We start from the raw sequence: 14,346 nt of genomic DNA, 5'->3' as shown, positions 1-14,346 counted from the left end.
AAAAAATTCTTAGTATGTTAAACAAAATTATTGGTTCTTAATTATTAAATATAATGCCAATAAAAATAGTGATCTGCACCTCAGTAAGTTGGATTATATTCAACTTTTGGAGAGCAGATCACTTGATCCTAAAGTGGGGTTATTTTATATAATCTTAATAGAGAATTACAATGCTTTCAAAATATCTTCCACACGTTCTTTCGCATCACCAAACAACATTTGGGTATTTTCTTTAAAGAACAATGGATTTTGTACGCCTGCGTAACCGACCGCCATAGAGCGTTTGAACACAATTACGTTTTGGGCTTTCCACACTTCTAACACTGGCATGCCTGCAATCGGGCTATTTGGATCGTCTAATGCAGCAGGGTTAACTGTATCATTTGCACCAATCACTAATACCACGTCTGTATCTGGGAAATCTTCGTTAATTTCGTCCATTTCCAATACTACATCATAAGGTACTTTGGCTTCCGCTAATAATACGTTCATGTGGCCTGGTAAACGTCCTGCCACAGGGTGAATACCGAAACGTACGTTAATACCACGTTCACGTAATTTCGCCGTAATATCTGCCACTGGATATTGTGCTTGAGCGACTGCCATACCATATCCTGGGGTGATAATCACAGAACTCGCATTTTTCAATAATTCTGCCACTTCTTCTGCGGTCGTTTCACGATGCTCACCTTGTTCTTCATCAGAACTTGCCACTACGTCATTACCAAAACCACCAGCAATAACACTAATAAATGAGCGGTTCATGGCTTTACACATAATGTAAGAAAGGATTGCACCAGATGAACCTACCAACGCACCAGTGACAATTAATAAGTCGTTGTTCAACATAAAGCCTGCTGCCGCTGCTGCCCAACCTGAATAAGAGTTCAGCATTGACACCACCACTGGCATATCTGCACCACCGATAGATGCCACTAAATGCCAACCGAATGCAAGAGCAATCGCTGTCATTAATAACACTGGGAAAATGCTTTCAGGTGAATTTAAGAATGACACCATTAATAATGCTGATACCACAAGAGCCGCTAAATTTAATTTATGGCGATGTGGTAACATTAAGGCTTTAGAATTAATAATGCCACGTAATTTACCAAATGCCACAATAGAACCAGTGAATGTTACAGCACCAATAAAGATACCTAAAAAGACTTCTACATTGTGAATATTAGCAAGGACATCTTGTTCTGCTAAGAATGCTGCTTTTGCCGTTTCTAAGGCTTCTGGGCTAGTAAACGTCATGCCTTCTGGTGCCACAAATTCTGGCTGAATATGCAGACCAAAACTATTAAAGCCGACTAAAACTGCCGCTAAACCCACAAAACTATGCAGCATTGCGACTAATTCTGGCATTTCTGTCATTTCCACTTTTAATGCACGATGAATACCCAGAATTGCACCGATAATCATAGCAATAATGATCCAGAATTGACCTTCTGTAGCGGGTCCGAAAATCGTTGCCACTAAAGCAATCGTCATACCAACGATGCCGTACCAACACCCTGCTTTTGCTGTTTCATGTTTAGAAAGACCAGCCAAGCTCATAATGAAAAGTAATGCCGACACAATATATGCCGCTTGTACTAAACCTAATGACATTGTCGTACTCCTTAACCTTTTCTAAACATGGCAAGCATACGTTGGGTGACTTTGAATCCCCCGAAAATATTGATGCTTGCAACCAAAATGGCAATAAATGCTAATATGCTGACAAAGAAACTCCCTTGTGCAATCTGCAATACTGCCCCGACAATAATAATACCCGAAATCGCATTAGTCACCGCCATTAACGGGGTATGCAATGCGTGGCTGACGTTCCAAACTACATAATACCCAACTACACAGGCTAATACGAATACCGTGAAGTGCGATAAGAATGCGGTAGGTGTCACAGACGCTAACCATAAGAATAAGCAAACTACCGCCACCATTACGCCGTATTTAACTCGTGGATCCGCTGGTTTCGCTTCTTTTTTCGCAACAGGGGCTGCCGCTTGTTTTTGCGGTTGAGCAGACACTTGAATTGGTGGTGCTGGCCAAGTAATTTCGCCATCACGAATCACGGTCACACCACGCAATACCACATCTTCAAAATTAATATCAATTTGACCATCTTTATTTGGTGCTAATAATTTCAATAAATTAACTAAGTTAGTACCATAAAGTTGGGAGGATTGGGTTGGTAAACGAGCTGGGAAGTCAGTATAACCAATCACTTTCACTTGATTATCGGTGACAAAAATTTCACCTGCTTTGGTGTATTCGCAGTTACCGCCAGTCGCCGCGGCTAAATCCACAATCACCGAACCTGGTTTCATGGAATCGACCATTTGTTTAGTAATCAAACGTGGTGCTGGTTTCCCTGGAATAGCCGCTGTCGTAATAATAATATCGACTTCTTTGGCTTGAGCTGCATAAAGTTCCATCGCACGGCGGTTAAATTCTTCTGACATCACTTTCGCATAACCGTCACCAGAACCACCTTCTTCTTCAAAATCAATTTCTAAGAAGTCTGCACCCATTGATTTAACTTGCTCTTTTACTTCTGGACGACTATCAAAAGCACGTACAATCGCACCAAGACTATTGGCTGCACCGATAGCAGCAAGACCTGCAACACCTGCACCGATAACTAAGACTTTAGCTGGTGGTACTTTACCCGCAGCAGTAATTTGCCCAGTAAAGAAACTGCCAAAAGAATTAGCCGCTTCGATAACTGCACGATAACCAGAAATATTAGCCATAGATGATAACGCATCTAAAGCTTGAGCTCGTGAAATACGAGGTACAGAATCCATGGCTAATACATTAATTTTCTTTTCAGATAATTTTTGCATTAATTCAGGATTTTGGGCTGGCCAAATAAAACTTACTAAGGTTGCCCCTTGTTTAATTAAAGCAATTTCAGTATCAGTCGGAGCATTTACTTTAAAAATTAAATCCGCATTCCAAACATCTTGAGCAGATCCAACTTTTGCCCCAACATCTATAAAGGCTTGATCTTCAAAACTGGCTTTAAAACCTGCATCGTGTTCTACGATCACATCAAAGCCGAGTTTCTGAATTTGCTGAACCGTCTTTGGCGTTGCCGCCACACGACTTTCATTATCAAGCAGTTCTCGAGGTACACCAATCAACATAATGTTTCCTTCAAATCGGTTGATTACAAATAAAATGGATAATCAAGGATTATCCAACCCGTCAATATGACAAAAAGTCAAACTGCACTAACTCTACCCTAAATAAGGAGAAATTAAAAAGGATTTTTAGCAGTAAAAATCAATTAATTTAATAGATCTAAATTTTTGTCTAAAAAATACCGCACTTTGCATTATTTTTAACAAAGTGCGGTGCATTTTTCATTATTTTTATGATTAGCGTTCGTTATGAATTTCTAAATTCGTCGCATCTTTCTCACGTTTTGTTTTCGCTTTATCATTGCGTTTTTCGGCGATCTTATCTAAATATTCAGGTGTAATATCACCTGTAATATATTTGCCCGTAAAGACTGATGCATCAAATTCACGAATATTGGGATTTTCCTGTTGAATAGAAATTTGTAACGCTTCAAGATCTTGGAAAATTAACCCATCTACGCCAATTAATTTGGCAATCTCATCAACATTACGACCATACGCAATTAATTCATTTTTGGTCGGCATATCAATACCATAGACATTTGGATAACGAATCTCAGGGGCTGCCGATGCAAAATAAATTTTATTTGCACCAGCGGAACGAGCCATATCTACAATTTGTTCAGAAGTCGTTCCTCGCACAATAGAATCATCGACTAAAAGCACATTTTTACCTTTAAATTCTGCCGAAATCGTATTTAATTTACGGCGAACTGCACTGACTCGTTGGGTTTGCCCTGGCATAATAAAAGTACGCCCCACATAACGATTCTTAACAAAGCCTTGACGATAAGGCTTATTTAAAACATGAGCAATTCGCAAAGCAATATCATTAGAGGTTTCAGGTACAGGAATCACGACATCAATATCCACATCTTTCCATTCACGTGCTATTTTTTGCCCTAAACGCTCTCCCATGTGTACCCGTGCCGCATACACAGAAACCCCGTCAATGGTACTATCAGGACGAGCAAAATACACATATTCAAAAATACAAGGCGTGAGCTTGGTATGTTCCGCACAAATATCGGAATATAGTTCGCCCTCAAAGGTCACATAAATTGCTTCACCTGGTTTAACATCACGTACAAACTCAAAACCTACCGTATCCAATGCCACGGTTTCAGAAGCAAACATATATTCCAATTTGCCATTTTCTTCACGTTTGCCAAGAACCAATGGACGAATCCCATTCGGATCACGAAATGCCACTAAACCATGCCCAATAATCATGGCGACACAGGCATAAGCCCCTCGAATATCTTTATTGGTTGCTCGAATGGCAGCAAACACATCTTGTGGTGCAAGGATTTCTTTATCAATTTGATCAATGTGGTAGGCAAGAATATTTAGTAGGGCTTCAGAATCAGAGTTGGTATTAACATGACGGCGAGCTAATTTATATAGTTTCTCTTTCAGTTCATCAGAGTTTGTCAGATTACCATTATGGACTAAGGCTAAACCATAAGGAGAATTTACATAAAAGGGTTGAGCTTCAGATACATTGGAACTACCTGCGGTTGGATAACGCACATGCCCTATGCCTGAATTTCCCTGCAAACGTTGCATGTGTATTTGTTGAAATACATCACTCACTAAGCCATTCGCTTTACGCAGACGGAAACAGTTTTCATCATCGACAGTCACAATCCCTGTCGCATCTTGCCCTCGGTGCTGTAACACCATCAACGCATCATAAATTGACTGATTAACAAGACTGTGAGAAACAATACCGACTATACCACACATTGTTAGGATCCTTTTATTTAACTGAAGTTAAGGTTGAATTTAAAAAACTGGAATTTGCCTGTAATTGTTGGAAAAACCATTCCACCACAAAACCAAAGTGCGGTATTAATTGGGAAGATTTCCATGCTTCACTTTGATCAAAGTTGGTAAACGTATCCACAAAAAACAATAAAGCCGCAACAATTAACACCCCCCGTAAAAAACCGAAACAAGCTCCCAATACTCTATCGGTACCAGATAAGCCTGTTTTATCCACTAGCTGGGAAATGACATAATTTACAATGCCTCCGACAATTAACGTTAACACAAATAACACGCCAATAGCCACGCCATTACGGATATATTCAGATTCAATTTGGGTTAATAAATTGGCTAAATAAGGATAAAATTGACTGGCTACGATAAATGCAATAATCCAACTGGCTAAAGAAAGGACTTCTCGAACAAATCCACGCAATAAACTCACAATCACGGAAAATACAATAATACCAATAATAATATAATCAATAACCGACATAATCATCTCAAGAATAGGAAAAATAACGCTGGATATTCTACCGAAAAATCATCGAAAAGAAAACGATTGCTTTAATATTTAGAGATCTTGCCAGAACTCATCGGATAAATGTTGATTGGCTTTGTTTAATAAAAAGGCTAAATCTTGATAAGTAGGATTTTTCGGTAATGGTAAGGCTATCCCTTTTTTCTCAAGCTGTTCAGAAATTTGCTGAAATTTCACCGCGGTTTGCTTAGGCAATGTTGTTTGGGAACGTTTGCCTAGCCAATATAAACCTTGTAACGGTATGCAAAGGGCAAATAATGCCGTTAGCACGGCTGCCGCTAACCCAACGTGGCTATGTGGCACGAAAAATTGTTGCCAGACGATAGCGAACACAGCGATAAAAGGCATTAGGGTTTGGGCAAATTTAGTGGCTTTAATAATGCGGTTTTCGGGGAATATTTGGTTGAGTTTTGGGTGGAGAATCCAAGTTTTTTGGTAGGTTTGACCTTGTTGTAGTGTTTTGAATAATGTCATTTTTTTCTTTTTATTACAATCTTTTGTTGTTTTTAAATCGGGTTTCGCCGATGGCGGCTTACTTTTTCTTTACTCGTGTAAAGAAAAAGTAAGCAAAAAGAAAACACGCCCCAACTTTGCCTTATTTCCTGAAAATATGGGGACCCTATTTTGTTAGAGTATTATTTTATTTTTTCCGCTCAACCCAATGCTTACCATCAAAATCAATAATCCATTTAGTCTGCTTCCCATTTACTTCCGATGTCACATATTGGCGTTTTTCCTTACGGCTAAACCGCACAATCGCATCATTGCCATCTGGATCTTTCGCTGGTGCATCTGCCAAATATTTCAACTTGTCGGGTAAACGATCACGATATAAGGCTAATTCGGCGACCTTTGGTGCTCTTGTTTCACGAGATTTCGGGAAATTATGTGCTGACATAAATACCCCACTTGCACCATCACGCAATACAAAATAAGCATCAGATTTTTCACATTTCAATTCAGGGAAATGAGTAGGTTCTTCTTTCGGTGGAGCCACATCGCCATTTTTTAGAATTTTTCGGGTGTTATCACATTGGGTACAAGCCATATATTTACCAAAACGACCTAATTTTAAGTGCATATCTGCACCACATTTGTCGCATTCAACTACTGGACCATCGTAGCCTTTGATTTTAAAACTACCCTGCTCAATAATATAACCATCACAATTTGGATTATTACCACAAATATGTAATTTACGCTGCGGATCAATTAAATAACTATCCATTGCGGAATCACATTTCGGACAACGTTTACGAGCAATCAAGGCTTTAGCTTCACTTTCGCTATCTAACACGTTTAATAATTCAGCTTCTGGAATTAAATTCACGGTGGTTTTACAACGTTCTTTTGGTGATAAAGCATAACCAGTACAACCTAAAAATACCCCCGTACTTGCGGTACGAATTGCCATTTTACGCCCACAGGTTGGACAAACAATATCCGTTTCCACTAAGCTATTCGGTTTCATTCCTCCTTCAAGCTCATTTAATTCCGCCGTGCTTAATTGTTCATAGAAATCTTTAAAGAATTGATTTAACTCTGTTTTCCAGTTTTTGCTACCACTCGCAATTTGGTCTAATACATCTTCCATATTTGCTGTGAAATCATAATTCATCAATTCACTGAAAGATTGATTTAAACGATCGGTAACAATCTCCCCCATTTTTTCGGCATAAAAACGGCGGTTTTCGGTACGAACATAGCCACGCTCTTGAATAGTAGAAATAATCGCTGCATAAGTGGAAGGACGACCAATACCTCGTTTTTCTAACTCTTTTACTAAGGACGCTTCCGTAAAACGAGCTGGCGGTTTGGTAAAATGCTGACTTGGTAACACCTCGTTTAATTTAAGCTTATCTTGCACATTCACCGCTGGTAATTCTTGATCCTCTGGTGATTTGGCTAATTGTGGTAAAACCTTTGTCCAACCATCAAAACGTAAAATTCGCCCTTTTGCCTTTAATTCATAATCACCCGCTGTTACGGTTAATGTAGTGCTGTCATATTGAGCTTGTGGCATTTGACAAGCCACAAATTGTCGCCAAATTAAATCATATAAACGTTCAGCATCTTTTTCCATACCTGATAAATGAGTGGCTAATACATTTACATCAGAGGGGCGAATTGCTTCGTGTGCTTCTTGAGCATTATCTTTACTTGAATAGAAATTCGGCTTGCTTGGTAAATAATTTTCGCCAAACTGATTTTCAATATAATGACGCACCATATTTAACGCATCTTGGCTTAAATTCGTGCTATCAGTACGCATATAAGTAATGTAACCTGCTTCATACAAGCGTTGTGCCAACATCATGGTTTTTTTGACGCTAAAATTCAGTCTGGTACTGGCTGATTGTTGTAACGTGGAAGTAATAAATGGCGGTCGTGCTTTTGATGTAGTCGGTTTGGTTTCTAAATCAGATACAATAAATTCAGATTTTTGTAAAAAATCCACCGCACTTTGTGCTTGCTGCTCATTTTTCGGTTCAAATTTTTTACCTTTAAGTGCGGTGACATCTAAACGAATTTTTTGTTTTTTTGCCGTTTGTGTATCCACGGCAACTTGCCAAAATTCCTCAGGCAAAAATGCCTTGATCTCTCGTTCACGTTCTACTAATAATTTCACCGCGACTGATTGGACACGACCCGCAGATAAACCACGTGCTACTTTTTTCCAAAGCAATGGCGATACCATAAAGCCTACTACACGATCTAAAAAGCGACGTGTTTGTTGAGCATTTACTCGGTCTAAATTTAAATGTTCTGGCTTCTCAAAGGCTTGTTTAATCGCATTCTTGGTAATCTCATTAAATACCACTCGACTAAAACGTTCATCATCCCCCCCAATAACTTCACGTAAATGCCACGCAATCGCCTCTCCCTCTCTATCTAAGTCGGTAGCGAGATAAATGTGATCCGCTTTTTTGGCGAGAGATTTTAATTCTGCTACCACTTTTTCCTTACCTGGTAAAATCTGATAATTCGCTTTCCAACCATGATAAGGGTCAATCCCCATACGTTTAACTAAAGCGGTTTGTTCTTTTTCAGCCTTAACACTCGCTTTTTCTTCAGCACTTAATCCTTTGGTTGAAATCGGTTTTGCTTTTTCGCCTGTACTCGTCCCTGCCATAGGCAAATCACGGATATGTCCAACACTGGATTTTACCACATAGTTATTACCCAAATATTTATTAATAGTTTTCGCTTTGGCTGGCGATTCCACAATAACTAACGATTTACTCATATTTAAATACCTAATTTTTTATATTTTGTGTAAAATCTTTTTTTATATTGCCTAAGGAATGGTTATTAGGTCAACAATTTTTTTTCAAAAGGATGTTAAATGGATAAACTAAATGCAATTTCCGTCTTTTGTAAGGTGATTGAAACCCAAAGTTTTACTCAAACTGCACAACTGGAAAATATTTCCGTTGCCATGGCAAGTAAATTAGTGGCTCAACTTGAAGAACACTTACAAACGAGATTATTACACCGCACTACTCGAAAAATCTCTCCCACTGAAGCTGGGTTAGTCTATTACCAACATTGTCAGCCTATATTGGCTGAATTAAATGAAGCTGATGCCAGTATTAGTGATTTATCTTCTTCACTGCAAGGAAATTTGTTGGTTTCCGTGCCAATGGATTTTGGTTTACGTTTTATCAGCCACAATTTAGCCGAATTTGCTAAAGCTAATCCCAATTTACATATTGAAATAGATTTTAGCGATCGCCGTGTTGATTTAATGTCCGAGGGCTATGATGTTGCTTTACGCATTGGTAACTTACAAGACAGTTCTTTAGTTGCGAAAAAACTTGCCACCACCACAATGCACTTTGTTGCATCACCAGATTATATTGCAAAACATGGCAAACCCAAAACCCCAACAGATCTGCAACATCATGATTGTTTATTATATAAAGCCTCTGGTAATCAAATTTACTGGGAATTCACTCATTGTGACGGTAAGATTCAGCGGATTAAAATGCACTCAAAACTGGTTTCTAATAACGGCTTAACCTTAGTTGAAATGGCAAAAGCTGGGGTAGGCATTATTAATCAACCCTATTTTCTGATTGAACAAGATTTAACCTCAGGAAAATTAGTGGAATTGCTAACCGATTACAAACAACAAACGATAGATTTACATGCGATCTATCCACACCGCCGATATTTAAGTGCTAAGGTGAAGGCTTTTATTAATTTTTTACAAAGTTTAGATTTAGGTAAACACCGCTAAATTTAAGCAAATTTTGCCCAAATTGGCATAACATTATCTGGTAAGGTTAGGGATTTGCCTAACTCAATCCAAGCACAAGGAAAATGAAAATCTGATCCGACAGATGCCAATAAATTGTATTCTACTGCCCAACGTGCCACTAATTGACGTTGGTTTGGTAATTGTCCGCAACCTGCCACTTCAATCCCATCACCTTGCCATTGAGCGAAATCCATCACCAATTTTTTAATCCAACTATTAGTCATATTATAACGCAATGGATGAGCCAACACAGCCAATCCACCAGCTTGATGAATCACTTTAATCGCAGTAGCAATATCCACCCAATCGGCTTTTACATAAGCAGGTTTACCTGCCGAAAGATAACGTTTAAAAGCCTGCGTATCGTTTGATACTTTACCTATCTGCACTAAAAATCTAGCATAATGCGCTCGTGTGACTTCTCCACTGGCTAACGCTTTTGCACCTTGATAGGCATCAGCAATACCAAGCAACTCAAGTTTTTCACCAATTTGTATGGCACGTTGTAAACGTAATTCTGCTTGTTGAGCTAAAAGTGCGGTCATTTCTAATGAATTTTGATCAAAATCTAACCCCACAATATGAACTCCCCGATTGCCACCTTGCCCAGTCCAAATAGTCGAAATTTCTACCCCATTAATCAACTGAATGCCTTGCTTATGGCTTTCCGCTCTGGCTTCATCTAACCCTGCAATACTATCATGATCACATATCGCTAACACATTCACACCTTTTTCAACGGCTCGTTGTACTAGCTCTGTTGGACTTAATACCCCATCAGATGCGGTGCTATGACAATGTAAATCGTAAATTCTTTCGCTCATTATTCTCTCTTTAAAGAGAAAAGTGCGGTCAATTTCACCGCACTTTCCCATGATATTATTTTATTGCTTGAACCAAATCCTTGACCAATTTCGGTCCATGATAAATTAATCCAGAATAGAGTTGCAATAAACTCGCTCCCGCTGCTATTTTTTGCTGTGCATTCTGGATTGAATCAATGCCTCCGCTCCCAATGATCGGTATTTCACCTTGTAATTCTTGCTGTAAACGGCGAATGATTGCTGTGCTTTTATGTTGTAATGGTTTACCGCTTAATCCACCAATTTCTTGTGAATGCTTTAATCCTGTGACATTATCTCGAGCAATGGTAGTATTAGTGGCAATTACACCATCCATCTTATGACGGCGTAAGGCATCAGCAATTTGTACTAATTCATTTTCAGTTAAATCAGGTGCAATTTTCACTACGACAGGCACATATTTATTATACTGTTCAGATAGAATCAGTTGTCTGGCTTTAATACTTTGTAATAGATCATCTAACGCATCACCATATTGTAATTGACGTAAATCAGGCGTATTCGGTGATGAAATATTAACCGTAATATAATCCGCATAATTATAGGCTTTATTTAAGCAAAAAATATAATCATCTTTGCCTTTTTCAAGTGGCGTGATTTTATTTTTACCGATATTAATCCCTAATACCCCATTAAACTGGGATTTTTTTACATTTTCGATTAAATGATCAATGCCTTTATTATTAAAACCGTTACGATTAATAATTCCTTCCGCTTCAACTAAACGAAATTGACGTGGTTTTGCATTACCATCTTGTGCCAACGGTGTGACAGTTCCAACTTCAATAAAACCAAAACCCAAAGCTGCAAAGCCGTCAATGGCTTCACCATCTTTATCGACTCCAGCGGCTAACCCAATCGGATTTTTAAATTTGATGCCCATGACATTTTTTTCTGTACCTTGTGGACAAGCTATCAGATTTTTAACGATGCCATTCAATATGGGCTTTCCAGCTAAATGCAAAGTTGAGATAGTGAAATCATGTGCCGTTTCAGGTTGTAAACAAAATAGGACTTTGCGGATAAGTGGGTAAAACATAATACAATTTCTCATTTTAGCTATTCAACGCTTTTTCAATTTTCTCATATAAATCTCGAGAAAGATTTTCCACTTCAAATAAACGTTGTAACGCTCGTTTCATTAATTGTTGACGTTGACTATCATAACGTCTAAAACGAATTAACGGTTCAATTAAACGTGCACCGACTTGCGGATTACTTTTATTCAAACTAATCAAGATTTCCGTTAAGAAACGATAACCCGAGCCATCTACCGCATGAAATGCTCTTGGATTTTGGTTAATAAAGCTACCAACTAATGCACGCAAACGGTTTGGATTATTAAAGTTAAAACTTGGATGATCCATTAATTGCTGTACATTTAATAGTACATTTTCATCAGGTCTGGTGGCTTGCAAAGCAAACCATTTATCCATCACTAACCCATCTTGGTGCCATTTTTGTTCAAAATCTGCCATTAAATTATCACGGCAAGCCAATTGTGCTTTACAAGCCGCGCTTAACGCAGCAAGACTATCTGTCATATTGTTGGCATGCAAATAATGTTTATTGACCAACGCATTACCTAACTCTGTAAAGGCTAAATAATGCAAACAGAGATTACGTAAACCACGTTTAGCAATATCTTGAGTATTAATTTGATAATCTTCTAAACGAATTTGATTATAGGTTTCAAGCCATTGTGTTTTTAAATTCTCTGCCAAAGTACGTTGCATAATATCACGCACGATGGCAATATTTTCAGGATCAATTACTTTAAATTGTTCAGCGAATTCAGCTTCTTTTGGCAAAGTTAAAATTAATGTGGTTAATTCAATATTACTTTGGTAATTTGCCAATACTTGAGAAAGTGCGGTTAAAATTTGTGGAGAAAATTCTAGTTGTTGAGCATTTTTATACTGTTCTAATAAACGACGCAATTCATAGCTAAACAACATTTGTACCGCATCCCAACGTACAAATTCATTTTGAGCAAATTTCAATAAAGTAATTAATTGTTCAGGACTATAATCATAATCTAATTTCACTGGTGCAGAAAAATCACATAATAATGCTGGTACTGGACGACTGGTAATATCATGGAATTCAAAAATCTGCTCGCTCTCGGTAATATTTAGCACATCATCTACTAATTCACCATTTTTAAGCAAAGTAAATGGCATACCTTTTTGATTATACAAGGCTATTTTTAATGGAATATGCAAATTCACTTTGCTCATTTGATCCGCAGTTGGTGGTGTCATTTGTGACACGATTAATTTATAGCTATGTTTTTTCTCATCATAGCTATCAGCCACTGTCAATTCTGGTGTACCTGATTGACTGTACCAACGGCGAAATTGGGTTAAATCTACACCTGATGCACGTTCCATGGCAGAAACAAAATCTTCACAAGTGGCGGCTTTACCATCATTTTCTGCAATATAAAGTTGCATACCTTTTTGGAAACGTTTTTCACCAAGCAAAGTATGCATCATACGAATAACTTCTGCCCCTTTCTCATATACAGTTACGGTATAGAAATTATTCATTTCTAATACTTTTTCAGGACGAATCGGATGCGACATCGGACTTGCATCTTCGGCAAATTGCATAGTACGCAAGAATTGTACATTATTAATTCGATTCACTGCGCGCGAACCCGTATCAGACGAAAATTCTTGATCACGGAAAACCGTTAAGCCCTCTTTTAAACTCAACTGGAACCAATCTCGACAAGTCACACGATTACCAGTCCAGTTGTGGAAATATTCGTGGGCGATTACACGTTCTACATCTAAATAATCATTATCTGTGGCAGTTTGTGGATTGGCTAATACAAATTTTGAGTTAAATACATTCAACCCTTTATTTTCCATGGCACCCATATTAAAGAAGTCCACCGCAACAATCATATAAATATCTAAATCATATTCTAAGCCAAAACGATCTTCATCCCATTTCATGGATTTTTTCAGGCTTCGCATCGCCCAATCCGCTCGATTTAAATTGCCCCGATCCACATATAATTCTAACAGCACATTACGACCACTTTTGGTCACAAAATTATCTTGTAATAAATCAAAATCCCCGGCTACTAAGGCAAATAAATAACATGGTTTTGGGAAAGGATCTTGCCATTGCACCCAATGACGACCATCTGCTAAATCCCCTTGAGCAATACGATTACCATTAGATAATAAATACGGATATTTACTTTTATCTGCGGTAATTGTGACATCGTAACGAGCTAACACATCTGGACGATCAAGCATATAGGTAATTTGGCGGAAACCTTCGGCTTCACACTGTGTACAAATTCCCTCACCAGATTGATATAACCCTTGTAGTGACGTATTTTCTGCTGGCACCAAATAAGTAATAATTTCTAATTCAAATTGAACCGCACTTTCCCCATAGAGTTCGGTTAAATCTAAGGTTAAACTTTCTTTATCTTGCTGATAAGCAGTAAATTCTGCACCATTTAATTTTATTGATGCAAATTGAAAGCCATGACCGTCTAAACGTAAACTTGTCGCTTCTGGATTTAAGCGTTCTACTCGGCTGACCGCTTTCACTACGGTATGCTTTGGATCTAATTGAAAATCAAGAGAGAGATGTGTAATAGTAAAGTCTGGCGTACGATAATTTTTTCTGTATTTAGCTTGTTGCATAAAAATGTCCAAATAAGGCAAATATAAATATGATAATTAATAGTAAAGTGCTTAACAAACAAGTAATTTACTATATTCT

General features: G+C 38.1%; 10 protein-coding genes. 1 reads left to right on the top strand and 9 read right to left on the bottom strand.

From position 1 onward, the window contains the following. Positions 1–165: 165 nt before the first annotated feature. The 6 genes from pntB to topA form a co-directional block, all read right to left on the bottom strand. Positions 166–1,617 (bottom strand): Re/Si-specific NAD(P)(+) transhydrogenase subunit beta, encoded by a 1,452-nt coding sequence (pntB, locus tag O1Q79_RS03635; RefSeq protein ID WP_386693005.1) that lies wholly within the window; start codon positions 1,615–1,617, stop codon positions 166–168. Between the two features lie 11 nt (positions 1,618–1,628). Further along, positions 1,629–3,158 carry a Re/Si-specific NAD(P)(+) transhydrogenase subunit alpha gene (gene pntA, locus O1Q79_RS03630; protein WP_386693004.1) on the bottom strand — a complete coding sequence of 510 codons (1,530 nt, stop codon included), beginning with the start codon at positions 3,156–3,158 and terminating at the stop codon, positions 1,629–1,631. A 234-nt stretch (positions 3,159–3,392) separates the two neighbouring features. After that, on the bottom strand, positions 3,393–4,904 hold the full coding sequence (purF, locus tag O1Q79_RS03625; protein ID WP_386693003.1) for an amidophosphoribosyltransferase: 1,512 nt from the start codon (positions 4,902–4,904) through the stop codon (positions 3,393–3,395). 13 nt (positions 4,905–4,917) lie between these two features. Further along, positions 4,918–5,421, bottom strand: a complete 504-nt coding sequence (locus O1Q79_RS03620; protein ID WP_386693002.1) for a CvpA family protein — start codon at positions 5,419–5,421, stop codon at positions 4,918–4,920. Positions 5,422–5,499: 78 nt separating this feature from the next. Next, positions 5,500–5,940, bottom strand: a complete 441-nt coding sequence (yfbV, locus tag O1Q79_RS03615) for a terminus macrodomain insulation protein YfbV (protein ID WP_386686507.1) — start codon at positions 5,938–5,940, stop codon at positions 5,500–5,502. Between the two features lie 166 nt (positions 5,941–6,106). Then, positions 6,107–8,713, bottom strand: a complete 2,607-nt coding sequence (topA, locus tag O1Q79_RS03610; protein WP_386693001.1) for a type I DNA topoisomerase — start codon at positions 8,711–8,713, stop codon at positions 6,107–6,109. 99 nt (positions 8,714–8,812) lie between these two features. On the opposite strand from topA, the gene O1Q79_RS03605 reads away from it, so the two are divergent. Continuing rightward, the gene (locus tag O1Q79_RS03605) at positions 8,813–9,709 is read left to right on the top strand and encodes a LysR family transcriptional regulator (protein ID WP_386693000.1); all 897 of its coding nucleotides are present in this window, start codon (positions 8,813–8,815) and stop codon (positions 9,707–9,709) included. Positions 9,710–9,711: 2 nt separating this feature from the next. On the opposite strand, the gene O1Q79_RS03600 is transcribed toward O1Q79_RS03605, so the two are convergent. From O1Q79_RS03600 to pepN, 3 genes are read right to left on the bottom strand one after another with little or no spacing between them, the layout of a single operon-like run. Then, entirely contained in the window at positions 9,712–10,554 is an 843-nt protein-coding gene (locus tag O1Q79_RS03600; protein ID WP_386692999.1) for a PHP domain-containing protein, read from the bottom strand. Between the two features lie 55 nt (positions 10,555–10,609). Further along, entirely contained in the window at positions 10,610–11,632 is a 1,023-nt protein-coding gene (gene pyrD / locus O1Q79_RS03595; protein WP_386692998.1) for a quinone-dependent dihydroorotate dehydrogenase, read from the bottom strand. A gap of 16 nt (positions 11,633–11,648) precedes the next feature. Beyond that, on the bottom strand, positions 11,649–14,267 hold the full coding sequence (pepN, locus tag O1Q79_RS03590) for an aminopeptidase N (protein ID WP_386692996.1): 2,619 nt from the start codon (positions 14,265–14,267) through the stop codon (positions 11,649–11,651). Positions 14,268–14,346: the final 79 nt, after the last annotated feature.

Origin of the sequence: Lonepinella sp. MS14434 (genome assembly GCF_042468235.1) — a bacterium.
GTDB lineage: Bacteria > Pseudomonadota > Gammaproteobacteria > Enterobacterales > Pasteurellaceae > Lonepinella.
Note: the sequence above shows the minus strand (reverse complement) of the source record. Positions and strands in the feature narration are given on the sequence as shown.